The sequence below is a fragment of the Streptomyces toyocaensis genome, from assembly GCF_000725125.1.
In the GTDB taxonomy this organism is placed as follows: domain Bacteria; phylum Actinomycetota; class Actinomycetes; order Streptomycetales; family Streptomycetaceae; genus Streptomyces; species Streptomyces toyocaensis.
Genome location: NZ_JFCB01000029.1, coordinates 69,047 through 91,400, shown reverse-complemented (window position 1 = coordinate 91,400; position 22,354 = coordinate 69,047). Strand labels below are relative to the sequence as shown.

Here is a 22,354-nt window from a genome sequence, read left to right as displayed (position 1 = left end):
GATCCCCACACCCCGTGGTGATCCGGCCCGCCCGGCATGTCCCGCGGCCCGGCGCCCCGGTCGACCCGGTGGGTCGGTCGTCCCGGGGCGTGGCCCGTACCGGCATGACGGCACGTCAGTTGTGGCTGTGGAGAACCTCGTTGAGACCGCCCCAGACCGCGTTGTTCGGGCGCGCCTCGACCGCGCCGGTGACGGAGTTGCGGCGGAAGAGGATGTGGGAGGCGCCGGACAGCTCACGCGCCTTGACGACCTGACCGTCGGGCATGGTGACGCGCGTACCGGCGGTGACGTACAGTCCGGCCTCGACCACGCACTCGTCACCGAGGGCGATGCCGACACCCGCCTCGGCGCCGATCAGGCACCGCTCGCCGACGGAGATGCGCACGTTGCCGCCACCGGACAGGGTGCCCATCGTGGAGGCGCCGCCGCCGATGTCGGAGCCGTCGCCGATCACGACACCGGCCGAGATGCGGCCCTCGACCATCGACGTACCGAGCGTGCCGGCGTTGAAGTTGACGAAGCCCTCGTGCATCACGGTGGTGCCCTCGGCGAGGTGCGCCCCGAGCCGCACCCGGTCGGCGTCGGCGATGCGGACGCCCTTGGGGGCGACGTAGTCCGTCATGCGCGGGAACTTGTCGACGGACGTCACGGCGAGGTGCAGGCCCTCGGCGCGGGCGTTCAGCCGGACCTTCTCCAGGTCGTCCACGGCGACGGGACCGAGCGAGGTCCAGGCGACGTTGGCGAGGTGGGCGAAGATGCCGTCCAGGTTCTGGCCGTGCGGCCGGACCAGGCGGTGGGAGAGCAGGTGGAGGCGCAGGTAGACGTCGTGCGCGTCGACCGGCTTCTCGTCCAGCGAGGCGATGACCGTGCGGACCGCGACGACCTCCACACCCCGGCGGGCGTCCGGGCCGACCGCGGCGGTGGCGCCGCCGCCCAGCAGTTCGGCGGCCCGCTCGGCGGAGAGCCGCTCGGTGCCCGACGGGCCGGGCTCGGCGGCGAGTGCGGGGGCGGGGAACCAGGTGTCGAGGACGGTGCCGTCGGCGGCGACGGTGGCGAGGCCGGCGGCCACTGCGCCGGTGGTGCTCTGAGCAGTCGTGTCGGTCATGAGGGCAACCTAACCGCCGGGCGGGCACGGAGGCGAACCAGTGCCCCCGCGTCTCACGCGCCGGACGTCCCGCCCCGGCCCGGCGCCGCGTCACCTCCCGCGATCACCCGCCCCAGCACCTCCCTGGCATACCCCTCGTCATAGGGCGCGCCGGTCAGCAGCACCTGGAGGCAGATGCCGTCCATGAGCGCGACCAGGGCCCGGGCCGTGACCGGGTCCGTGCGCCGGGAGAGCTGCCCGGCGACGCCCTCGCACCACTCCTCCGCGACGGGACGCAGGGCGGGGCGGCGCAGGGCGGCGAGATACAGCTCGTACTCCAGCTCCACGCCGGTGCGCTCTCCGGCGAGCCATGCGCCCATCAGGCCCGCCAGTCCGGCCGCCAGGTCGGTGCGCGGATCCTCCAGGCCTCCGTGCGCCGCGACCACCTTGGCGAAGCCCTCGTTGGCCTGCCGCAGTGCGGCGACCATGAGCTCGTCGAGGGTCTTGAAGTGGTAGGTGGTGGAACCGAGCGGGACGTCGGCCTCCGCGGCGACGCTGCGGTGGCTGAGACCGGCGATGCCGCCGCGGCCCACCACCCGGATCGCCGCGTCGATGATCCGCTGCCGCCGCTCGGGGTCGTGGCGCCGGGCCATCAGTGTGCTCCGCCCAGATTCAGCACGACGACGCCGACGATGATCAGCGCGATACCCGCGGCCCTGGCGGCGGTGAGCCCCTCCCCCAGGAAGAGGATCCCGATCGTGGCGATGGCCGCGGTGCCCACGCCGGCCCAGATCGCGTAGGCGGTGCCGATGGAGACCGTACGGAGCGTCTGGGCGAGGAGGGCGAAGGAGACCACGTAGCCGGCCACGGTCAGCAGCGAGGGCCAGAGCCTGCTGAAGCCGTCGCTGTACTTCATGGCGGTGGTGGCGCCCACCTCGGCGGCGATGGCCCCGGCCAGCAGCAGGTATCCCATGTGTACGAGCGTACACAACGGCGTCCGCCCGGACACGGACAGCGGCGGCGCCGAAAGGCGCCGCCGCTGTCCGTTCGAAGCGTCGAGGCGTGTCTCAGACGTTGAAGCCCAGCGCCCTGAGCTGCTCACGGCCGTCGTCCGTGATCTTGTCCGGACCCCACGGCGGCATCCACACCCAGTTGATGCGCAACTCGCTGACCAGGCCGTCCGTGGCGGACTTGGCCTGGTCCTCGATGACGTCCGTCAGCGGGCAGGCCGCGGAGGTCAGGGTCATGTCGACGGTCGCCACATTGGAGTCGTCGACGTGGATGCCGTAGATCAGGCCGAGGTTGACGACGTCGATGCCCAGCTCGGGGTCGACGACGTCCATCAGGGCCTCGCGGAGCTCCTCCTCCGAGGCCGGCTTCATCTCCACGGTCTCGCTCATGCCGTTGTCCTTTCGGCGTCGGCGCCCAGCGCCTGGGCCGTCGCGTCCTTCCACGCCATCCAGCTGAGGAGGGCGCACTTGACCCGGGCCGGGTACTTGGAGACCCCGGCGAACGCGACCGCGTCCTCCAGGATCTCCTCCATCGCCTCGTCGGGTTCGATCCTCCCCTTGGACTGCATCAGTTCCAGGAAGGTCGCCTGGATCCGCTGCGCCTCGGCGAGGTCCTTGCCGACCAGCAGGTCGTTCAGCACGGAGGCGGAGGCCTGGCTGATGGAACAGCCCTGCCCCTCGTAGCTGACGTCGCTGATCTTCGTGCCGTCGTACTTCACGCGCAGCGTGATCTCGTCACCGCACGTCGGGTTGACGTGGTGCACCTCGGCGTCGCCGTCCCTGAGACCACGCCCGTGCGGGTTCTTGTAGTGGTCCAGGATGACGTCCTGGTACATCGAGTCCAGCTTCACGCCTCAGCCCCTCATCCGAAGAAGTTCCGTACGTGCTCCAGGCCGTCGACCAGTGCGTCGATCTCGGCCGGCGTGGAGTACAGATAGAAGGACGCCCGGGTGGTCGCAGGAATTCCGTACCGCAGGCAGACAGGGCGCGCGCAGTGATGACCCACGCGCACCGCGATGCCCTGTTCGTCGAGCACCTGGCCCACGTCGTGCGGGTGGATGTCACCCAGGGTGAAGGAGATCGCGGCGCCGCGGTCCTCGGCGGTGGCGGGGCCGATGATGCGCAGGTCCGGGACCTCGGTCAGCCGCTTGACCGCGTACTCGGTGATGGCGTGCTCGTGGGCGAGGACCTTGTCCATGCCGATGGCCGACAGGTAGTCGATCGCCGCGCCGAGACCGACCGCCTGGGCGATCGGCGGGGTGCCCGCTTCGAACTTGTGCGGTGCCGGGGCGTACGTCGACGAGCTCATCGACACGGTCTCGATCATCTCGCCGCCGCCGAGGAACGGTGGCAGGTCCTCCAGCAGCTCCTGGCGGCCCCAGAGGACCCCGATGCCGGTCGGGCCGCACATCTTGTGGCCGGTGAAGGCCACGAAGTCGGCCTGGAGGGCCTGGACGTCCAGCGGCATGTGCGGCGCGGCCTGGGAGGCGTCGACGCACACCAGGGCGCCGACCTCCTGGGCGCGGCGCACTATCGCCTCGACCGGGTTGACCGTGCCCAGGATGTTGGACACCAGCACGAAGGAGACGATCTTCGTCTTCTCGGTGATGACCTCGTCGATGTTCGACAGGTCGAGCCGGCCGTCGTCGGTCAGCCCGAACCACTTCAGCTTCGCGCCCGTGCGCTGCGCGAGCAGCTGCCACGGGACGATGTTGGAGTGGTGTTCCATCTCCGTGATGACGATCTCGGTCTCGTGGTCCACCCGGTAGGGCTCGTCGGCCCAGCCGAGCATGTTGGCCACGAGGTTGAGCGACTCGGAGGCGTTCTTGGTGAAGATCACCTCGTCGCGGCTCGGCGCGTTGACGAACTCCGCGACCTTGTCGCGCGCGCCCTCGTACAGCGCCGTGGCCTCCTCGGCGAGCACATGCACACCGCGGTGGACGTTGGCGTTGTAGCGCTCGTAGTACTCGCCGAGTGCGTCCAGCACCTGGCGCGGTTTCTGGCTGGTCGCCGCGTTGTCCAGGTACACGAGCTTGCGCCCGTCGTGGACCTGCCGGTCCAGGATGGGGAAGTCCTTGCGGATCGCCTCGGTGTCGAGGAGGCCCGGCAGCTGTGTCACTCGGATGCGCCACCCTTCACGTATGCCTCGTAGCCCTCGTTCTCCAGCTTGTCCGCGAGCTCGGCGCCGCCGGACTCGACGATGCGGCCGCCGGCGAACACGTGGACGTGGTCGGGCTTGATGTAGCGCAGGATGCGCGTGTAGTGCGTGATCAGCAGGGTGCCGACCTCGCCGGACTCGCGGACTCGGTTGACGCCCTCGGAGACGATGCGCAGGGCGTCGACGTCGAGGCCGGAGTCGGTCTCGTCGAGGATCGCGACCCTCGGCTTGAGCAGTTCGAGCTGGAGGATCTCGTGGCGCTTCTTCTCACCGCCGGAGAAGCCCTCGTTGACGTTGCGCTCGGCGAAGGCGGGGTCCATGTTGAGGCGCTCCATGGCCTCCTTGACCTCCTTCACCCAGGTGCGCAGCTTGGGGGCCTCGCCGCGGACGGCGGTGGCGGAGGTGCGCAGGAAGTTGGAGACGGAGACGCCGGGGACCTCGACCGGGTACTGCATGGCGAGGAAGAGGCCGGCGCGGGCGCGCTCGTCGACGGACATCTCCAGGACGTCCTCGCCGTCGAGGGTGACGGTGCCGCCGGAGACGGTGTACTTGGGGTGACCGGCGAGCGCGTAGGCGAGGGTCGACTTGCCGGAGCCGTTGGGGCCCATGATGGCGTGCGTCTCGCCCTGCTTCACGGTGAGGTCGACGCCCTTGAGGATCTCCTTCGTGGCGTTGTCGGCCTCGACGGTGACGTGCAGGTCTCGGATTTCAAGCGTTGCCATGGGTGCCTCAGGACTCCTGGGTGAGGGAGACGAGCACGTCGTCCCCTTCGATCTTTACGGGGTATACGGGGACGGGGCGCGTCGCCGGAGGGGCGTCGGGCTTGCCGGAACGGAGGTCGAAACGCGAGCCGTGCAGCCAGCACTCGATGTGGCAGTCGTCCACCTCGCCCTCAGCGAGGGAGACGTTCGCGTGCGAGCAGATGTCGTGGATGGCGAACACCTCGCCCCCGGTCCGCACGAGGGAGACCGGCGTGCCGTCGAGTTCCACCCGCTTCGGGGTGTCCTCCTCCAGCTCGCCCAGTCCACAGACGCGTACGAAGGTCATGCGACCGCGGCCTCCAGCTCCTCCTCGATCTTGGCGATCAGGCGCTCCTCGATGTCGGGGAGGCCGATCTGCTGGACCAGCTCGGCGAAGAAGCCGCGGACCACCAGGCGGCGGGCGTCCTTCTCCGGGATGCCGCGGGCCATCAGGTAGAACAGCTGCTCGTCGTCGAAGCGGCCGGTCGCGGAGGCGTGGCCGGCGCCGACGATCTCGCCGGTCTCGATCTCCAGGTTGGGCACGGAGTCGACGCGGGCGCCGTCGGTGAGGACCAGGTTGCGGTTCATCTCGTAGGTGTCGGTGCCCTCGGCCCTGGCCTCGATGAGCACGTCACCGATCCACACGGCGTGCGCGTCGTCGCCCTGGAGCGCGCCCTTGTAGACGACGTTGGACTTGCAGTGCGGGACGTTGTGGTCGACCAGGAGACGGTGCTCCTGGTGCTGGCCGGCGTCCGTGAGGTAGAGGCCGAACAGCTCCGCCTCGCCGCCGGGGCCGGCGTAGGTGACGCGCGGGTGGAGGCGTACGACGTCGCCGCCGAAGGTGACGACGACCGACTTGAAGGAGGCGTCGCGGCCGACCAGGGCGTTGTGCTGGGCGACGTGCACCGCCTTGTCGTCCCAGTCCTGGACCGAGACGACGGTCAGCTTGGCGCCGTCACCGAGGACGTAGTCGACGTTGGCGGCGAGCACCGCGTCACCGGTGTGGTCGATGACCACGAGGGCCTCGGCGAAGACGCCGAGCTCGATCACCTGGTGGCCGTAGGCGGTACCGCCCTCGCCCCGTACCGCGATGCGGATCGGCTCGGTGAGGACGGTCTCCTTCGGCACGGTCACGACCGAGGCCTGCTCGAAGGCGGAGTACGCCTGGGCGGCGACGCGGTCCACCGGGGTGCCCGCGCGGCCGATCCGCGCGTCGTCGCGGCCGACGCTCTCGACGGTGACGCCCTCGGGCGCCTCGACGGCGACCTTGACGCCCCCGCCGGTGGCGGTGGCGGTGCCGTCGTGCAGACCGCGCAGCCGCTCCAGCGGGGTGAACCGCCACTCCTCCTCGCGGCCGTGGGGGACGGCGAAGTCCGCCACGTCGAAGGACGGGGGCGCGCTCATGCGGGTCGCGACGGTCGACTCCGCGGCGACCGCGATCGAGCCCGCGGTGGTGGAACCCACGGGTGGGGGTCCCCCCGCCGGAGCGGAGCCGGAGGTGGGGGAGTTCTGAGCCTCAGCCATGGCTGTCGTAGTGCTCGCTTTCCTTTGCGTAAGGGGCTTGACGGAACGGCGTGGTGCTTTAGCCGACCGCGCCTTCCATCTGCAGCTCGATCAGCCGGTTGAGCTCCAGCGCGTACTCCATCGGCAGTTCCTTGGCGATCGGCTCGACGAAGCCGCGCACGATCATCGCCATCGCCTCGAACTCGCTCAGACCACGGCTCATCAGGTAGAAGAGCTGGTCCTCGGAGACCTTGGAGACGGTCGCCTCGTGGCCCATGGACACGTCGTCCTCGCGGACGTCGACGTACGGGTAGGTGTCCGAGCGGGAGATGGTGTCGACGAGCAGAGCGTCACAGAGCACGTTGGACTTCGCACCCGGGGCGCCCTCGCCGATCTCGATCAGACCGCGGTAGGAGGTGCGGCCACCGCCACGCGCCACGGACTTCGACACGATGTTGGACGAGGTGTTCGGGGCCATGTGGACCATCTTGGCGCCCGCGTCCTGGTGCTGGCCCTCGCCGGCGAAGGCGATGGACAGCGTCTCGCCCTTGGCGTGCTCGCCCATGAGGTAGACGGCCGGGTACTTCATCGTCACCTTGGAGCCGATGTTGCCGTCGACCCACTCCATGGTCGCGCCCTCGTAGGCGACGGCGCGCTTGGTGACCAGGTTGTAGACGTTGTTCGACCAGTTCTGGATGGTCGTGTACCGGCAGCGGGCGTTCTTCTTGACGATGATCTCGACGACCGCGGAGTGCAGCGAGTCCGACTTGTAGATCGGGGCGGTGCAGCCCTCGACGTAGTGCACGTAGGCGCCCTCGTCGACGATGATCAGGGTCCGCTCGAACTGGCCCATGTTCTCGGTGTTGATCCGGAAGTAGGCCTGGAGCGGGATCTCGACGTGCACGCCCGGCGGGACGTAGATGAAGGAGCCGCCGGACCACACGGCGGAGTTCAGCGACGCGAACTTGTTGTCGCCGACCGGGATGACCGTGCCGAAGTACTCCTTGAAGAGCTCGGGGTGCTCCTTCAGGGCCGTGTCGGTGTCGAGGAAGATGACGCCCTGCTCCTCCAGGTCCTCACGGATCTGGTGGTAGACGACCTCCGACTCGTACTGGGCGGCGACACCGGCGACGAGGCGCTTCTTCTCGGCCTCGGGGATGCCCAGCTTGTCGTAGGTGTTCTTGATGTCCTCGGGCAGGTCCTCCCAGGACTCCGCCTGCTTCTCCGTGGACCGCACGAAGTACTTGATGTTGTCGAAGTCGATGCCGGAGAGGTCGGAGCCCCAGTTCGGCATGGGCTTCTTCTCGAACAGGCGCAGGCCCTTGAGACGGAGCTTGGTCATCCACTCCGGCTCGTCCTTCTTCGCGGAGATGTCCCGGACGACGTCCTCGTTCAGGCCGCGGCGCGCCGACGCACCGGCCTCGTCACGGTCGGCCCAGCCGTATTCGTAGGTGCCCAGACCCTCCAGCTCGGGGTGGGCAGTCTCCGTGGGGAGAGTCATGCGGGGTTCCTCCCGGACGTACTTTCAGATGCGTGGTGGGAAATCTTGGGGATGAACGTCGTGCAGACGCCGTCGCCGTGCGCGATGGTCGCCAGTCGCTGCACATGCGTACCGAGAAGCTCGGCGAAGAATTCCGTCTCGGCCTCGCACAGCTGCGGGAACTCCTCGGCGGCGTGGGCGACCGGGCAGTGGTGCTGACAGAGCTGTTCGCCGACCGGCGCGCTCCGCGCAGTCGCAGCGTACCCGTCCGCGCTCAGGGCCCTGGCCAGTGCCTCCGTCCGGTCCTCGGGCGCCGCGGCGGCGACCGCCCTGCGGTACGTCTGCGCCTGGGCGGCGATCCGGGCGCGGGCGAAGGCGGCGATCGCCTCGCCGCCGCCCTCCCTCTCGCCGATCCAGCGCAGGGCGTCCACGGCCAGCTTGTCGTAGGACTGGTCGAAGGCGTCGCGCCCGCAGTCCGTCAGGGCGAAGACCTTGGCGGGGCGCCCGCGCGTGCGCGCGCCGTACACCCGTCGCTCACGGGCCTCCACGACGTTGTCTGCGGTCAGCGCGTCCAGGTGCCGGCGTACGGCCGCCTGGGTGAGTCCGAGCCGTCCGGCCAGTTCGGCGACGGTCGAGGGGCCGTGGTCCAGGATGGAGCGGGCGACGCGGTTGCGGGTGGACCGCTCACCGGTTGCCAGTTCCTCGTGGGGAGCCTCGCCGACGTTTTTCACAACGCCATTGTTGCGTAATTCGTCCGAGCCCGGCAAGCCGCGCCCGGACGGCCCGAAGTGCGCTGCATCACTTAGGTAAACCTAATGTGACCTGCGGAAACGATCATTGATCAATCAAATCGGTGGCGTCGGTGAGCCGCGTCCAGGACACTCACGGCCATGCCCACACCCCCTCCGACCGGCACTCTTGTCACCCGCGCCACCCTCACCCCCCAGCTGCGCGAGCTCGGTGTGCGGCCCGGCGGGATCCTCCTCGTGCACTCCTCGCTCAGCTCCCTCGGCTGGGTGAACGGCGGACCGGTCACGGTCGTCCACGCACTGCTCGACGCCCTCGGCCCGGACGGCACGCTGGTGGTCCCCACCCAGTCCGGCCACCTCTCCGACCCGGCGCTGTGGCAGGCCCCGCCCGTGCCCGAGGAGTGGTGGGGGGCCATCCGGGCGACCATGCCCGCCTACGACCCGCTGACCACGCCCTCCCGCGGGGTCGGCGTGATCCCGGAGACCGTGCGGACCTGGCCGGGCGCCCGCCGCAGCGCGCATCCGCAGACGTCGTTCGCGGCGGTCGGACCCCGCGCGGCGGAGATCGTCGCCGGGCACGCGACGGACTGCCGGCTCGGTGAGCGGAGCCCGCTGGCGACGCTGGAACGGCTCGCCGCGCGGGTGCTGCTGCTCGGCGCCGGCTACGACAGCTGCACCGCCTTCCACCTCGCCGAGTACCGCGTGCCGACCCCGCGCGTGGAGGTGGGCCGTCCCGGTCCGGACGGCTGGGAGACGGTGACCGAGGTGTCGATCAGCTCCGAGCGCTTCGACGAGCTGGGGCACGACTTCGAACGGGACCGCCCCGTCGTACGCGGCCGGGCCGGGGCGGCGGAGGCGCGGCTGTTCCCCCTGGCCGACGCGGTGGCCTACGCCGAGCGGTGGCTGCCGGTGCACCGGCCACGGGAGGAGGGATTGAGCCACCCCGCGGTCTGAGACCCCGGCCACCTCCCTAGACTCGTGACCCATGCGAAGTGAGCCCGTGGTCCAGGTGCAGGCCCTGGTGAAGCGGTACGGCGCGAAGACCGCGGTGAACGGCCTCGACCTGGTGGCCCGGCAGGGCGTGACCGCCGTGCTCGGCCCCAACGGGGCGGGCAAGACGACCACGGTCGAGACCTGCGAGGGGTACCGGCGGCCGGACTCCGGCACGGTACGCGTCCTGGGCCTCGACCCGGTGCGGCAGTCGGCGCGGCTGCGGCCCCGCGTCGGGGTGATGCTCCAGTCCGGCGGCGTCTACTCGGGCGCGCGGGCCGACGAGATGCTGCGGCACGTGGCCCGGCTGCACGCGCACCCGCTGGACGTGGACGCGCTGATCGAACGCCTGGGGCTCGGCTCCTGCGGCCGGACCGCCTACCGGCGGCTGTCCGGCGGCCAGCAGCAGCGGCTCGCGCTGGCGATGGCCGTGGTCGGGCGTCCCGAACTGGTGTTCCTGGACGAGCCGACGGCCGGCCTCGACCCGCAGGCCCGCCGCGCCACCTGGGACCTGATCGGGGACCTGCGCTCCGACGGCGTCTCCGTCATCCTCACCACGCACTACATGGACGAGGCCGAACAGCTCGCGGACGACGTGGCGGTCATCGACGACGGCCGGGTCATCGCCCAGGGTTCGCCCGAGGACCTGTGCAGGGGCGGCGCCGAGAACACCCTGCGCTTCTCCGGCCGCCCGGGACTGGACGTGGCCTCGCTGCTGAAGGCCCTGCCCGCCGACACCACGGCCGCCGAGACGGCCCCGGGCTCGTACCGGGTCGTGGGCAGGGTCGACCCGCAACTGCTCGCCACGGTGACGTCCTGGTGCGCGCAGCACGGGGTGATGCCGGACCGGATCTCGGTGGAACGGCACACCCTCGAAGACGTCTTCCTGGAGCTCACCGGCAAGGAGCTGCGTTCGTGACGGCCACCGGCATCTACTCACCGAAGCCCGGCGCGGCACCCCTGTCCCGCATGATCGCCGCACAGGCGGTGCTCGAGACGAAGATGCTGCTGCGCAACGGGGAGCAGCTGCTGCTGACGGTGATCATCCCCACGCTGCTGCTGGTGCTCTTCGGCACCGTGGACGTCGTGGACACCGGGGACGGCGAGGCGGTGGACTTCCTCGCCCCCGGCATCCTCGCGCTCGCGGTGATGTCGACGGCGTTCACCGGTCAGGCGATCGCCACCGGCTTCGAGCGCCGCTACGGCGTGCTGAAGCGGCTGGCCGCGTCGCCGCTGCCGCGCTGGGGTCTGATGACCGCGAAGACGCTGTCGGTCCTGGTCACCGAGGTGCTGCAGGTGACCCTCGTGACGGTGATCGCCCTCGCGCTCGGCTGGGACCCGCAGGGCGACCCCTTCTCCGTTTTCCTGCTGCTGGTGCTGGGCACCGCCGCCTTCTCCGGGCTCGGCCTGCTGATGGCGGGCACGCTCAAGGCGGAGGCGACGCTCGCCGCCGCCAACCTGGTGTTCCTGCTGCTGCTCGTCGGCGGCGGGGTGGTCGTCCCCCTGGACAGGTTCCCCGAGGCGGCGCAGGACGTGCTCGGCCTGCTGCCCATCTCCGCGCTGTCGGAGGGTCTGCGGGACGTGCTCCAGCACGGCGCCGGGATGCCGTGGGGCAACCTCGGCATCCTCGCCGCGTGGGCGGTCGCGGGCCTCGCGGCGGCCGGCGCGTTCTTCCGCTGGGAGTAGACGTCATGGCCGGGCCGGACCCTCGTGAAAGCATGCACAAGCGGCCGCCTACGATGGGACACGTGCCAAACGTGACCCGCGCCGACGCCCAGGCGGCCCTGCGCAACCCGCTCGCCTTCATCGCCGCACGCTGGACCCCGGATCCGCGGACCGTCCGGCGGGCGGCCCTCACCGCGCTCGTCATGGCGGTGGTCATCGTGGTCACCGGCGGTGCCGTCCGGCTGACCGGCTCCGGCCTGGGCTGCCCGACCTGGCCCAAGTGCACCGAAGACTCGCTCACCAGCACCAGGGAGATGGGTCTGCACGGCGTCATCGAGTTCGGCAACCGCCTGCTGACGTACGTGCTGTGCGCGGCCGTGGGCTGGGCGATCATCGCCGCGCGCTCGGAGAAGCCGTACCGGCGCGGCCTGACCCGGCTGGGCTGGGTGCAGTTCTGGATCGTCATGGGCAACGCGATCCTCGGCGGCATCGTGGTCCTCGTGGGTCTCAACCCGTACACGGTCGCGGCGCACTTCCTGCTGTCCACGGCGCTGATCGCGGTCGCCACGGCGATGTGGCAGCGCACCCGCGAGGGCGACGCCGAACCCCGGCCGCTGGTCGGCACGGCCGTGCGGCAGCTGGTGTGGTTCATGGTGGCCGCCTCCGTGCTGCTGATCGCGGTCGGCACGGTGGTCACGGGCGCGGGCCCGCACGCGGGTGACTCCAGCGAGGTCCCGCGGATGCCGCTGGACTGGGAGACGGTCAGCAAGGTGCACGCCGTGCTGGCGTGGATCGTGGTGACGCTGACGTTCGCCCTGTGGTTCGTCCTGAAGGCCGTCGACGCCCCCCGGGACCCCCTGGCCCGCACCCGCGAGCTGTTCCTGATCCTGCTCGCTCAGGGCGTCATCGGCTACGTGCAGTACTTCACCGACCTCCCCGAGGTCCTGGTGGGCCTGCACATGTTCGGCTCGTGCGTGATGTGGATCTGGGTGCTGCGGGTGCTGCTGTCGCTGCGCGAACGCCCTGGAGCCACCGCCCCGGACGCGGCCGTACCGGCGGCTCAGGAGCCTGCCACGAGCGCGTCGATCGCCGGTCCCAGGTAGTCCCGGGTCAGCCGGGCCCGGCGCAGCGCCCACTCCCGGCGGACGGTGCCGGGCCTCCGTAGCGCCGCCTCCTGACGTCCGCGACGACCTCCTCGGGCGCTCCGAGTCCGGGCAGGACCGCCAGGGCCTCCCGCTCGGAGATCAGCCGGCCCTCGCGGAGGGTGACGGTGGCGCGGGCGAAGGTCAGCAGGCCCAGGTCACGTCGGCCGGCATCCGCCCAGTCCTCACGACTCAGTGAAGGCCGTACACCCTGCCCGCGTTGCCCGAGGCGATCAGACCGGCCACCCGCTGGGCGTCTGCGGGCGACGACGCGCCCTCGGCCACCCAGGTGCCCAGCACCCGGCCGAGCGCCTCGCGGAACAGCCGGGCGCCGACGACATGCAGTTCGGGCAGGCCACGGGCGCCGCTGGAGAAGAGGATCTTACCGAAGGGGGCGAGCTCCAGAACCTCCGCGAGGACGGTCGCCGCGCGTGCACCGGTGCGGACCAGGGCGGCACCGCAGTCGGCGTAGACGTGCGGGAAGACGCCGGCCAGGTGGGCGGCGTGGCGGTGGTACGGGTAACCGTGCAGCAGCACGAGGTCGGTGCCGAGTCCCGCGGTGGCGCGGACGAAGTCGGTCAGCAGGACCGGGTCGGTCCGGTCGGCGCGGGTGCCGGGCGCGCCGAGACCGGCGTGGAGCTGGAGGGGCAGGCCGGAGGCGACCGCGATCCACAGCAGGTGGCACAGCAGCACCGGGTCGCTCAGCTCGTCCCCGGCCCGGCGGCCGGCCAGCCAGCGTCCCGCCGCGCCACGGACCTGCCCGGGTCCCGGCGGCTCGGGGGTGAGCGCCGGACCGTGCCGCGACACGGCCACGGAGGTGAAGGCCACCGCGTGCGCGGCGGCGCCGTGCACGGACTCGGCGAGGTTGGCGAGGAAGGACGCGACGGTGCCCGAGGTGTCGGCGACCTGTTCGGCGAGCTGCTCCAGACGGACGATCTCGTGGGCCTCGGCGTCCCCCGCCCGGCCCAGCTCGGCCGGCCCGGTGAGGTCGTCGGGGAGGCCGGTGTCGACGAGGTAGGCGGTGATGCCGCTGCCCCGCAGCAGCCGGCGCCCCGCCTCGGTCATGCCCAGCTCACGGCGCCGGGCGAGGTACCGGGCGGGCGGACAGTGCGGCTCCAGGCCGAGCAGGGGCGGGCACCAGCGGCGTACGGCGAACCCGGTCTGGGTGTCGAAGAGGGTGGTGCCGGGGGCGGGCGGCCCCTCGGTGCGGACCAGCTGGGCCTCGAAGGTTCCGAGGCCCAGCTCCGTGCGGAGCACTCCGTGGCAGTACTGGTCCACGAGTGCGGGCGTGTCGATCATCCGGGCTCCCCGGGGCGGGACCGTGTGGTGACGCTTCACGGGGCCTAACGGGTGAACCCGGGGTGAGGTGGCGCGGGGCGGCCACCGGATGCCGGTGGGTCAGCCGCCCACCTGGATGCCGGCCATCCTCTTCCACTCGTACGGGCCCGTCCTCACCTTCGCCGCGAACTCGCCGTCGAAGTCCTCGTGGACGGTGATGCCCGCCTTCTCGAGGGCCTTGCGGGCGACGTCCATGGAGGGCGCGAAGACGTCGCCCCACGCGCCGTCCTCACCGACGAGGACGATCCGTGCGCCGCGCTGCCCGAGGTACGCGACCTGGCCCTCGGCGCCGCCGTGCGCCGTGGCGAAGCCGCCGATCTGCTTGGCGAGCCGGGCGGCCTTCTGCTCGGCCTTCGGGTCCACCTGCTGCGTGTCTGCCATGAACAGGATGCTACCGACGGGTAGATCAAACGGCGACGGGCGGGGTCCGTGGCCTTGACCACGTACCCCGCCCGATCGGAGCCCGGGGGGCGTCAGCGCAGGAACGGATCCACCGCGACGGCCACGAAGAGCAGCGACACGTAGGTGATGGACCAGTGGAACAGGCGCATCTCCTTGAGCTTGCCGCCCGTCACCCCGGCCTTCGCCCGGTGCAGCAGCGCGTGCGCCTCCCACAGCCACCAGCCACCCGCCACCAGGGCGACCGCCGTGTAGAACCAGCCGGTGTAGCCGAGCGGGGTGAGCAGCAGCGACACCGCGACCATGACCCAGCTGTAGGCCACGATCTGCCGGGCGACCGTCTTGTTTCCGGCGATGACCGGCAGCATCGGCACGCCGACGCGCGCGTAGTCCTCCTTCACCTTCATGGACAGCGGCCAGTAGTGCGGCGGCGTCCAGAAGAAGATCACGAGGAAGAGGACGACCGGCGCCCACGCCATCGAGTTGGTGACCGCGGACCAGCCGATCAGCACCGGCATGCACCCGGCGATGCCGCCCCACACGATGTTCTGCGACGTGCGCCGCTTGAGGATCATCGTGTAGACGACGACGTAGAAGAGGAGCGCGCCGAGGGAGAGCCAGGCGGACAGCCAGTTGACGGTGAGCCCGAACAGCAGCGTCGAGACGACCGCGAGGGTGACGCCGAAGACGAGGCACTCGCGCGGGCTGACCATCCCGGTGACCAGCGGCCGCTGCGAGGTGCGGTCCATCAGCGCGTCGATGTCCCGGTCGATGTACATGTTCAGCGCGTTGGCGCCGCCCGCGGACAGGTAGCCGCCGACGCAGGTCAGCAGCACCAGTCCCAGGTCGGGCACGCCCTGCTGCGCCAGGAACATCACCGGGACGGTGGTGATGAGCAGCAGCTCGATGATCCGCGGCTTGGTGAGAGCCACGAATGCCATCACACGGGCCCCGAACGGCCGATGGGCAGGGCTCTGAGTCGTCCCCAGCAACCCGGCTGGACGGGATTCAACGGCCGTCACGCACACCCCTACAGAGACATCCCAGCAAGCCTCCCCAGGTGAAGTGGCGGTAAAGGCTCGCGCGTACCACGCCACTGTAGACCTTGCCCAGACCCGGACATTCGCGGGGGTCCGCTCGTGTTGGACGGCGCCCTCCGAGGTGCGCCTCGAAGCTCGATTGAGCACGCGGATGAGCGGCTCCGTATTCATCTGCCGAATGTGGAAACTTCCCAGTCAGGAGGCGGATCCGAAGGAGTGCCCGCACTCTGGAACGACTCGGAGGAAGGCACCTCCCACGGGGGTAGGCTCGACCACGCCGGTGGGCAGTCACCGGCATCCGGAATCATGTGGAGAGGAGCCCTGACTCAGGGTGAGCACAAAGCCGACCACCACAGACCTCGAGTGGACCGAGTTGGACCAGCGGGCCGTCGACACCGCCCGCGTCCTGGCCGCCGATGCCGTACAGAAGGTCGGTAACGGCCATCCGGGTACGGCGATGAGCCTGGCGCCTGCCGCCTACACCCTCTTCCAGAAGGTGATGCGGCACGACCCGGCGGACGCCGACTGGGTCGGGCGCGACCGTTTCGTGCTGTCCGCGGGGCACTCGTCCCTGACCCTGTACACCCAGTTGTACCTGGCCGGCTTCGGCCTGGAGCTGGACGACCTGAAGGCGTTCCGCACCTGGGGCTCGAAGACCCCGGGCCACCCCGAGTACGGCCACACCACGGGCGTGGAGACCACGACCGGGCCGCTGGGCCAGGGTGTCGCCAACGCGGTGGGCATGGCGATGGCCGCGCGCTACGAGCGCGGGCTGTTCGACCCGGAGGCCGCCGAGGGCGAGTCCCCCTTCGACCACTTCGTCTACTGCATCGCCGGTGACGGCTGCCTCCAGGAGGGCATCTCCGCGGAGGCATCCTCGCTGGCCGGGCACCAGAAGCTGGGCAACCTGGTGCTGCTGTGGGACGACAACCACATCTCCATCGAGGGCGACACCGAGACCGCCGTCTCCGAGGACGTCGTCAAGCGGTACGAGGCCTACGGCTGGCACGTGCAGCGCGTGGCCCCGAAGCCGGACGGCGACCTGGACCCGAACGCGATCTACGACGCGATCCAGGAGGCGAGGAAGGTCACGGACAAGCCGTCCTTCATCGCCATGCGGTCGATCATCGCCTGGCCCGCCCCCAACGCCCAGAACACCGAGGCCGCGCACGGCTCGGCGCTCGGCGACGACGAGGTCGCGGCCACCAAGCGGGTCCTCGGCTTCGACCCGGAGCAGAGCTTCGAGGTCACCGACGAGGTCATCGGCCACACCCGCAAGGCGCTGGAGCGGGGCCAGGCGGCCCGGGCGGTGTGGGAGAAGTCCTTCCAGCAGTGGCGGGACAACAATCCCGAGCGCGCCGCGGAGTACGACCGGATCGCCGCCGGTGAGCTCCCCGAGGGCTGGCAGGACGCGATCCCGGTGTTCGAGCCGGGCAAGGGCGTGGCCACCCGTGCCGCGTCCGGCAAGGTGCTCCAGGCGCTCGGCGCGGTGGTCCCGGAGCTGTGGGGCGGCTCGGCCGACCTCGCGGGGTCGAACAACACCACGATCGACAAGACGTCCTCGTTCCTCCCGGTGGGCAACCCGCTGCCCGAGGCGGACCCCTACGGCCGCACGATCCACTTCGGCATCCGCGAGCACGCCATGGCCGCCGAGATGAACGGCATCGCGCTGCACGGCAACACCCGCGTCTACGGCGGCACCTTCCTGGTGTTCTCCGACTACATGCGCAACGCGGTGCGGCTGTCGGCGCTGATGCACCTGCCGGTGACGTACGTGTGGACGCACGACTCCATCGGTCTGGGCGAGGACGGCCCGACGCACCAGCCGGTCGAGCACCTGGCCTCGCTGCGCGCCATCCCCGGTCTGAACGTCGTCCGTCCGGCGGACGCCAACGAGACCGCGATCGCCTGGCGGGAGATCCTCACCCGCTGGACGAAGGAGTTCGGCAAGGGCACCCCGCACGGTCTGGCGCTGACCCGCCAGGGCGTGCCGACGTACGAGCCGAACGAGGACGCGGCGAAGGGCGGCTACGTCCTGTTCGAGGCCGAAGGGCGCGAAGGGCAGGACGCGGAGCCCGAGGTGATCCTGATCGCGACCGGTTCCGAGGTGCACGTCGCCGTCGGGGCGCGCGAGCGGCTCCAGGCCGACGGCGTGCCCACCCGCGTGGTGTCGATGCCGTCCGTGGAGTGGTTCGAGGAGCAGGACCAGGGGTACCGGGACAGCGTCCTGCCGCCCTCCGTGAAGGCGCGCGTGGCCGTCGAGGCGGGGATCGGCCTCACCTGGCACAAGTACGTGGGGGACGCCGGCCGCATCGTGTCCCTGGAGCACTTCGGGGCCTCCGCCGACGGCAAGGTGCTGTTCGAGGAGTTCGGCTTCACCGCCGAGAACGTGGCGGCTGTCGCCAGGGCAGTGCTTGATTCGACCGCTGGGACCGCCGCAGCCCGGCGCTGACGCCCACACACGACACGTAGGAGATGGAATTTCCATGACGGACGCACTGAAGCGCCTTTCCGAGGAAGGCGTCGCGATCTGGCTGGACGACCTGTCGCGCAAGCGGATCACGTCCGGCAACCTCGCCGAGCTGATGGACCAGCAGCACGTCGTGGGCGTCACCACCAACCCGACGATCTTCCAGAAGGCGATCTCCGAGGGCGACGGCTACGAGACGCAGCTGACCGACCTGGCCGCCCGCAAGGTCACCGTCGAAGAGGCCATCCGCATGATCACCACGGCGGACGTCCGTGACGCCGCCGACATCCTGCGCCCGGTCTACGACGCCACGGACGGCCGGGACGGCCGGGTCTCGATCGAGGTGGACCCGCGCCTGGCGCACGACACCAGGGCGACGGTCGCCGAGGCCAAGCAGCTGGCCTGGCTGGTGGACCGGCCCAACACGCTGATCAAGATCCCGGCGACCGAGGCCGGCATCCCGGCGATCGCCGAGACGATCGGCCTGGGCATCAGCGTCAACGTCACGCTGATCTTCTCCCTGGAGCGCTACCGCAAGGTCATGGACGCGTTCCTGACCGGCCTGGAGAAGGCCAGGGAGCGCGGACTGGACCTGTCGAAGATCCACTCCGTGGCGTCCTTCTTCGTGTCCCGCGTGGACACCGAGATCGACAAGCGGATCGACGCGCTCGGCACCGACGAGGCCAGGGCCCTGCGCGGCAAGGCCGCCATCGCCAACGCGCGTCTGGCCTACCAGGCGTACGAGGAGGTCTTCTCCTCGGAGCGGTGGAGCGCGCTGGAGCGCGAGGGCGCCAACGCGCAGCGTCCGCTGTGGGCGTCGACCGGTGTGAAGGACAAGGCCTACAAGGCGACGATGTACGTCGACGAGCTGGTGGCGCCGAACACGGTGAACACCATGCCCGAGGCGACGCTGTTCGCCACCGAGGAGCAGGGCGAGATCCGGGGCGACGCCGTGGCCGGGACCTACGAGCAGGCCCGCGCCGACCTGGACGCGGTCGAGGCGCTCGGCATCGCGTACGACGACGTGGTGCGGCTCCTGGAGGACGAGGGCGTCGACAAGTTCGAGGCGTCCTGGAACGACCTGCTGAAGTCCACCGAGGCGGAACTGCAGCGCCTCGCCCCGTCGGAGGGCTGACACCTTGTCGAGCAGCAACCCGCTGCGTGACCCCGCGGACCGACGGCTCCCGCGTATCGCGGGGCCGTCGGGCCTGGTCATCTTCGGTGTCACGGGCGACCTGTCGCGCAAGAAGCTGATGCCGGCCGTGTACGACCTGGCCAACCGGGGGCTGTTGCCGCCGGGCTTCTCGCTGGTGGGCTTCGCCCGCCGGGAGTGGGCGCACGAGGACTTCGCGCAGGAGGTCCACGACGCGGTCAAGGAGCACGCCCGCACGCCCTTCCGCGAGGAGGTCTGGCAGCAGCTCATCCAGGGGATGCGCTTCGTGCAGGGCACGTTCGACGACGACGAGTCCTTCGAACGGCTGCGCGACACGATCGACGAGCTGGACAAGGCCCAGGGCACGGGCGGCAACTTCGCGTTCTACCTGTCGGTGCCGCCGCGTTCGTTCCCGGTGGTCATCCAGCAGCTGAAGAAGCACGGGCTGGCCGACCAGACCGGCGGCTCCTGGCGGCGTGCGGTCATCGAGAAGCCGTTCGGTCACGACCTGAAGTCGGCCGAGGAGCTCAACGCCATCGTCCACGAGGTGTTCGCGCCGGACCAGGTCTTCCGGATCGACCACTACCTGGGCAAGGAGACCGTCCAGAACATCCTGGCGCTGCGCTTCGCCAACACGATGTTCGAACCGATCTGGAACCGCTCGTTCGTCGACCACGTGCAGATCACCATGGCCGAGGACATCGGCATCGGCGGCCGGGCCGGCTACTACGACGGCATCGGCGCCGCCCGCGACGTCATCCAGAACCACCTCCTGCAACTCCTCGCGCTGACCGCGATGGAGGAGCCCGCCTCCTTCGACGCGGACGCGCTGGCCGCCGAGAAGACCAAGGTGCTCGGGGCCGTCCGGCTGCCGAGGGACCTGGGCCGGGACACCGTGCGCGGGCAGTACGCGGCCGGCTGGCAGGGCGGTGCCAAGGCGGTCGGGTACCTGGAGGAGGAGGGCATCGACGCCTCCTCGAAGACCGACACGTACGCGGCGATCAGGCTGGGCATCGACAACCGCCGCTGGGCGGGGGTCCCCTTCTACCTGCGCACCGGCAAGCGGCTCGGCCGCCGGGTGACGGAGATCGCCGTCGTCTTCCAGCGCGCGCCGCACTCGCCCTTCGACACGACGGCCACGGAGGAACTGGGCTCCAACGCGATCGTGATCCGCGTCCAGCCGGACGAGGGCGTCACGGTGCGCTTCGGCTCGAAGGTGCCGGGCACGTCGATGGAGATCCGGGACGTGTCGATGGACTTCGCCTACGGCGAGTCGTTCACCGAGTCCAGCCCGGAGGCGTACGAGCGGCTGATCCTCGACGTCCTGCTCGGCGACTCCAATCTCTTCCCGCGCACGGAGGAGGTCGAGCTGTCCTGGAAGATCCTCGACCCGATCGAGGAGTACTGGGACAACAACGGCAGGCCGGCCCAGTACCGGGCCGGTACGTGGGGGCCCGTCGAGGCCGATGAAATGCTCGAGCGAGACGGACGGAGCTGGCGCCGGCCATGAAGACAGACCTCACGGACACCACGGCCAGCAAGATCAACAAGGCACTGGTGAAGGCGCGCCGGGCCATCGGGACCCCTGCCGTCGGCATGGTGCTCACGCTGGTCATCGTGACGGACGAGGAGAACGCCTACGACGCGCTGAAGGCGGCGAGCGACGCCTCGCGGGAGCACCCCTCGCGCACGCTCGTGGTCATCAAGCGCGTCTCCCGCTCGCCCCGTGACCGCACCCAGTCCCGCCTCGACGCCGAGGTGCGGGTGGGCGCGGACGCGGGCACCGGCGAGACGGTGGTGCTGCGTCTGTACGGCGAGGTCGTCGACCACGCCCAGTCGGTGGTGCTGCCGCTGCTGCTGCCGGACGCCCCGGTGGTGGTGTGGTGGCCGGTCAACGCCCCGCTGGATCCGGCGAACGACCCGCTGGGCGCGCTGGCCCAGCGCCGGGTGACCGACACCTACGCCTGCGAGCAGCCGGTGAAGGAGCTCGCCGCCCGCGCCGACGCCTACGCCCCCGGGGACACGGACCTGTCGTGGACCCGCATCACGCCCTGGCGTTCGATGCTGGCCGCGGCGCTGGATCAGGTCGCCTGCGAGGTGCAGGGCGTCGAGGTGGAGGGCGAGGAGTTCAACCCGAGCTGCGAGCTGCTGGCGATGTGGCTCGCGGACCGGCTGGGCGTCCCCGTCAGGCGGTCGCACTCCGCCGGCCCGGGACTCACGGCGGTCCGCATGGACACCGACTGCGGCCCGATCGTCCTGGACCGCGCCGACGGTTCGCTGGCGACGCTGTCCATCCAGGGGCAGCCCAAGCGCGCGGTGGCGCTCAAGCGCCGGGACACGGCGGAGCTGATCGCGGAGGAACTGCGCCGCCTGGACCCGGACGACACCTACGCCTCCGCCCTGCGCTTCGGCGTGGAACGCCTGACGTCCTCGGACGGGAACGACGCGCCGGCCAAAGGAGAACGGGAGGCGGTCCCCGCTCCCGTCGAGTCGGCTGCGAAAGCTCCCGCGGCCGAGGCGGCGGCGCAGGCACCGGTGAAGAAGGCGGCGGCGAAGTGAGTACGGCACCCCAGCTGGTCGTGCACCGGGACAAGGACCTGATGGCGCAGGCCGCGGCGGCCCGGCTGATCACCAGGATCGTGGACGCGCAGGCCTCCCGGGGTTCCGCGTCCGTGGTCCTGACCGGGGGCCGCAACGGCAACGGCCTGCTGGCCGCGCTGGCCGCGGCACCGGCCAGGGACGCCGTCGACTGGGCGCGGCTGGACCTGTGGTGGGGCGACGAGCGGTTCCTCCCCGAGGGCGACCCGGACCGCAACGTCACCCAGGCCCGCGAGGCACTGCTCGACTCGGTGCCGCTCGACCCGGGGCGCGTGCACGCCATGCCCGCGTCGGACGGCCCGCACGGCACGGACGTGGACGCGGCGGCGGCCGCCTACGCGGCGGAACTGGCCGCGGCCGCGGCACCGGAGAACCACGCGTCCGTCCCGGCCTTCGACGTCCTGCTGCTGGGCGTCGGCCCGGACACGCACGTGGCCTCCCTCTTCCCGGAACTCCCGGCGGTCCGGGAGACGGAGCGCACGGTGGTGGGCGTGCACGGCGCGCCCAAACCCCCGCCGACGAGGGTCACCCTGACCCTCCCCGCGATCCGGGCGGCCCGGGAGGTCTGGCTCCTGGCGGCGGGCGAGGACAAGGCGGAGGCAGCGGCGATCGCCCTCTCGGGCGCGGGCGAGATCCAGGCCCCGGCGGCGGGCGCCCACGGCCGCGCCCGCACCCTGTGGCTCCTGGACAGGCCGGCGGCGTCCCAGCTCCCGAGGTCGCTGTACCCGCCGGCGTCGCCCTAGACAGCCCGTCCGGCGTTCGAGGACGAGGCCCGTTCAGGGCCGCAGGGGGTCCGGGGGCAGAGCCCCCGGGGACGGGAAGGGAAGGGGCGGAG

The 22,354-nt window shown here is 71.0% G+C and carries 23 protein-coding genes and 1 pseudogene; 9 read left to right on the top strand and 15 right to left on the bottom strand.

Annotation, left to right across the window (positions count from 1 at the left end):
* Positions 1-115: 115 nt before the first annotated feature.
* From dapD to BU52_RS25990, 11 genes are all read right to left on the bottom strand, one after another.
* Positions 116-1,105 (bottom strand): 2,3,4,5-tetrahydropyridine-2,6-dicarboxylate N-succinyltransferase, encoded by a 990-nt coding sequence (gene dapD, locus BU52_RS26040; protein WP_037938681.1) that lies wholly within the window; start codon positions 1,103-1,105, stop codon positions 116-118.
* Between the two features lie 53 nt (positions 1,106-1,158).
* A complete protein-coding gene (locus tag BU52_RS26035) occupies positions 1,159-1,737 on the bottom strand; it encodes a TetR/AcrR family transcriptional regulator (protein ID WP_051858596.1) in 579 nt (192 codons plus the stop codon).
* Entirely contained in the window at positions 1,737-2,057 is a 321-nt protein-coding gene (locus tag BU52_RS26030; protein ID WP_037938678.1) for a DMT family transporter, read from the bottom strand. Before BU52_RS26030 ends, BU52_RS26035 begins: the two co-directional genes overlap by 1 nt.
* A gap of 94 nt (positions 2,058-2,151) precedes the next feature.
* Positions 2,152-2,484 carry a metal-sulfur cluster assembly factor gene (locus BU52_RS26025; protein WP_004989638.1) on the bottom strand — a complete coding sequence of 111 codons (333 nt, stop codon included), beginning with the start codon at positions 2,482-2,484 and terminating at the stop codon, positions 2,152-2,154.
* Positions 2,481-2,945 carry a Fe-S cluster assembly sulfur transfer protein SufU gene (gene sufU / locus BU52_RS26020; protein WP_037938675.1) on the bottom strand — a complete coding sequence of 155 codons (465 nt, stop codon included), beginning with the start codon at positions 2,943-2,945 and terminating at the stop codon, positions 2,481-2,483. Before sufU ends, BU52_RS26025 begins: the two co-directional genes overlap by 4 nt.
* 11 nt (positions 2,946-2,956) lie before the next feature.
* Positions 2,957-4,213 carry a cysteine desulfurase gene (locus tag BU52_RS26015; RefSeq protein WP_037938674.1) on the bottom strand — a complete coding sequence of 419 codons (1,257 nt, stop codon included), beginning with the start codon at positions 4,211-4,213 and terminating at the stop codon, positions 2,957-2,959.
* Positions 4,210-4,974 (bottom strand): Fe-S cluster assembly ATPase SufC, encoded by a 765-nt coding sequence (gene sufC, locus BU52_RS26010; protein ID WP_037938672.1) that lies wholly within the window; start codon positions 4,972-4,974, stop codon positions 4,210-4,212. Before sufC ends, BU52_RS26015 begins: the two co-directional genes overlap by 4 nt.
* A 7-nt stretch (positions 4,975-4,981) precedes the next feature.
* Positions 4,982-5,299 (bottom strand): non-heme iron oxygenase ferredoxin subunit, encoded by a 318-nt coding sequence (locus tag BU52_RS26005; RefSeq protein ID WP_037938670.1) that lies wholly within the window; start codon positions 5,297-5,299, stop codon positions 4,982-4,984.
* On the bottom strand, positions 5,296-6,516 hold the full coding sequence (sufD, locus tag BU52_RS26000) for a Fe-S cluster assembly protein SufD (RefSeq protein ID WP_078903449.1): 1,221 nt from the start codon (positions 6,514-6,516) through the stop codon (positions 5,296-5,298). Before sufD ends, BU52_RS26005 begins: the two co-directional genes overlap by 4 nt.
* A gap of 58 nt (positions 6,517-6,574) precedes the next feature.
* Complete coding sequence (sufB, locus tag BU52_RS25995) at positions 6,575-7,996, bottom strand: Fe-S cluster assembly protein SufB (RefSeq protein WP_037938665.1); 1,422 nt, start codon at positions 7,994-7,996, stop codon at positions 6,575-6,577.
* The gene (locus tag BU52_RS25990; protein ID WP_037938663.1) at positions 7,993-8,706 is read right to left on the bottom strand and encodes a helix-turn-helix transcriptional regulator; all 714 of its coding nucleotides are present in this window, start codon (positions 8,704-8,706) and stop codon (positions 7,993-7,995) included. Before BU52_RS25990 ends, sufB begins: the two co-directional genes overlap by 4 nt.
* A 159-nt stretch (positions 8,707-8,865) precedes the next feature.
* On the opposite strand from BU52_RS25990, the gene BU52_RS25985 reads away from it, so the two are divergent.
* From BU52_RS25985 to BU52_RS25970, 4 genes are read left to right on the top strand one after another with little or no spacing between them, the layout of a single operon-like run.
* Positions 8,866-9,678, top strand: a complete 813-nt coding sequence (locus BU52_RS25985) for an aminoglycoside N(3)-acetyltransferase (protein WP_037938661.1) — start codon at positions 8,866-8,868, stop codon at positions 9,676-9,678.
* A gap of 46 nt (positions 9,679-9,724) precedes the next feature.
* On the top strand, positions 9,725-10,633 hold the full coding sequence (locus BU52_RS25980) for an ABC transporter ATP-binding protein (protein ID WP_037938660.1): 909 nt from the start codon (positions 9,725-9,727) through the stop codon (positions 10,631-10,633).
* 50 nt (positions 10,634-10,683) lie between these two features.
* Positions 10,684-11,400: an ABC transporter permease gene (locus BU52_RS25975; RefSeq protein WP_051858603.1), complete on the top strand. Its 717-nt coding sequence runs from the start codon at positions 10,684-10,686 to the stop codon at positions 11,398-11,400.
* A gap of 32 nt (positions 11,401-11,432) precedes the next feature.
* Positions 11,433-12,482: a COX15/CtaA family protein gene (locus tag BU52_RS25970; RefSeq protein ID WP_200881295.1), complete on the top strand. Its 1,050-nt coding sequence runs from the start codon at positions 11,433-11,435 to the stop codon at positions 12,480-12,482.
* On the opposite strand, the pseudogene BU52_RS36525 reads toward BU52_RS25970, so the two are convergent.
* The 4 genes and pseudogenes from BU52_RS36525 to BU52_RS25955 all read right to left on the bottom strand — a co-directional run.
* Positions 12,440-12,681: pseudogene (locus BU52_RS36525) on the bottom strand (nucleotidyltransferase); the annotation flags it as partial. The gene BU52_RS25970 and the pseudogene BU52_RS36525 sit on opposite strands and share 43 nt — an antisense overlap.
* A 32-nt stretch (positions 12,682-12,713) precedes the next feature.
* Complete coding sequence (locus BU52_RS25965; RefSeq protein WP_037938654.1) at positions 12,714-13,820, bottom strand: amidohydrolase family protein; 1,107 nt, start codon at positions 13,818-13,820, stop codon at positions 12,714-12,716.
* A 99-nt stretch (positions 13,821-13,919) separates the two neighbouring features.
* Complete coding sequence (locus tag BU52_RS25960; RefSeq protein ID WP_037938652.1) at positions 13,920-14,240, bottom strand: hypothetical protein; 321 nt, start codon at positions 14,238-14,240, stop codon at positions 13,920-13,922.
* A gap of 92 nt (positions 14,241-14,332) precedes the next feature.
* On the bottom strand, positions 14,333-15,286 hold the full coding sequence (locus BU52_RS25955) for a heme o synthase (protein WP_037938651.1): 954 nt from the start codon (positions 15,284-15,286) through the stop codon (positions 14,333-14,335).
* 343 nt (positions 15,287-15,629) lie between these two features.
* On the opposite strand from BU52_RS25955, the gene tkt reads away from it, so the two are divergent.
* Genes tkt through pgl form a run of 5 tightly spaced genes read left to right on the top strand, consistent with a single transcriptional unit; the run spans position 15,630 to position 22,262 of the window.
* Positions 15,630-17,750 (top strand): transketolase, encoded by a 2,121-nt coding sequence (gene tkt, locus BU52_RS25950; RefSeq protein ID WP_037938650.1) that lies wholly within the window; start codon positions 15,630-15,632, stop codon positions 17,748-17,750.
* Positions 17,751-17,784: 34 nt separating this feature from the next.
* On the top strand, positions 17,785-18,903 hold the full coding sequence (gene tal / locus BU52_RS25945; RefSeq protein ID WP_037938648.1) for a transaldolase: 1,119 nt from the start codon (positions 17,785-17,787) through the stop codon (positions 18,901-18,903).
* A gap of 4 nt (positions 18,904-18,907) precedes the next feature.
* Entirely contained in the window at positions 18,908-20,431 is a 1,524-nt protein-coding gene (gene zwf / locus BU52_RS25940; protein WP_037938646.1) for a glucose-6-phosphate dehydrogenase, read from the top strand.
* Entirely contained in the window at positions 20,428-21,480 is a 1,053-nt protein-coding gene (gene opcA, locus BU52_RS25935) for a glucose-6-phosphate dehydrogenase assembly protein OpcA (RefSeq protein WP_037938643.1), read from the top strand. Before zwf ends, opcA begins: the two co-directional genes overlap by 4 nt.
* Entirely contained in the window at positions 21,477-22,262 is a 786-nt protein-coding gene (gene pgl, locus BU52_RS25930) for a 6-phosphogluconolactonase (RefSeq protein ID WP_037938640.1), read from the top strand. The genes opcA and pgl overlap by 4 nt, the downstream gene beginning before the upstream one ends.
* Positions 22,263-22,354 lie beyond the last annotated feature (92 nt).

Excerpts from the sequence above, each read along its gene's own strand:
- dapD (WP_037938681.1), bottom strand. The coding sequence starts at position 1,105 with ATGACCGACACGACTGCTCAGAGCACCACCGGCGCAGTGGCCGCCGGC.
- BU52_RS26025 (WP_004989638.1), bottom strand. The coding sequence starts at position 2,484 with ATGAGCGAGACCGTGGAGATGAAGCCGGCCTCGGAGGAGGAGCTCCGC.
- opcA (WP_037938643.1), top strand. The coding sequence starts at position 20,428 with ATGAAGACAGACCTCACGGACACCACGGCCAGCAAGATCAACAAGGCA.
- BU52_RS26005 (WP_037938670.1), bottom strand. The coding sequence starts at position 5,299 with ATGACCTTCGTACGCGTCTGTGGACTGGGCGAGCTGGAGGAGGACACC.
- sufB (WP_037938665.1), bottom strand. The coding sequence starts at position 7,996 with ATGACTCTCCCCACGGAGACTGCCCACCCCGAGCTGGAGGGTCTGGGC.
- tal (WP_037938648.1), top strand. The coding sequence starts at position 17,785 with ATGACGGACGCACTGAAGCGCCTTTCCGAGGAAGGCGTCGCGATCTGG.
- BU52_RS25985 (WP_037938661.1), top strand. The coding sequence starts at position 8,866 with ATGCCCACACCCCCTCCGACCGGCACTCTTGTCACCCGCGCCACCCTC.
- BU52_RS25965 (WP_037938654.1), bottom strand. The coding sequence starts at position 13,820 with ATGATCGACACGCCCGCACTCGTGGACCAGTACTGCCACGGAGTGCTC.
- BU52_RS25960 (WP_037938652.1), bottom strand. The coding sequence starts at position 14,240 with ATGGCAGACACGCAGCAGGTGGACCCGAAGGCCGAGCAGAAGGCCGCC.
- BU52_RS25975 (WP_051858603.1), top strand. The coding sequence starts at position 10,684 with ATGATCGCCGCACAGGCGGTGCTCGAGACGAAGATGCTGCTGCGCAAC.
- BU52_RS26030 (WP_037938678.1), bottom strand. The coding sequence starts at position 2,057 with ATGGGATACCTGCTGCTGGCCGGGGCCATCGCCGCCGAGGTGGGCGCC.
- BU52_RS26035 (WP_051858596.1), bottom strand. The coding sequence starts at position 1,737 with ATGGCCCGGCGCCACGACCCCGAGCGGCGGCAGCGGATCATCGACGCG.
- sufC (WP_037938672.1), bottom strand. The coding sequence starts at position 4,974 with ATGGCAACGCTTGAAATCCGAGACCTGCACGTCACCGTCGAGGCCGAC.
- sufD (WP_078903449.1), bottom strand. The coding sequence starts at position 6,516 with ATGGCTGAGGCTCAGAACTCCCCCACCTCCGGCTCCGCTCCGGCGGGG.
- BU52_RS25970 (WP_200881295.1), top strand. The coding sequence starts at position 11,433 with ATGCACAAGCGGCCGCCTACGATGGGACACGTGCCAAACGTGACCCGC.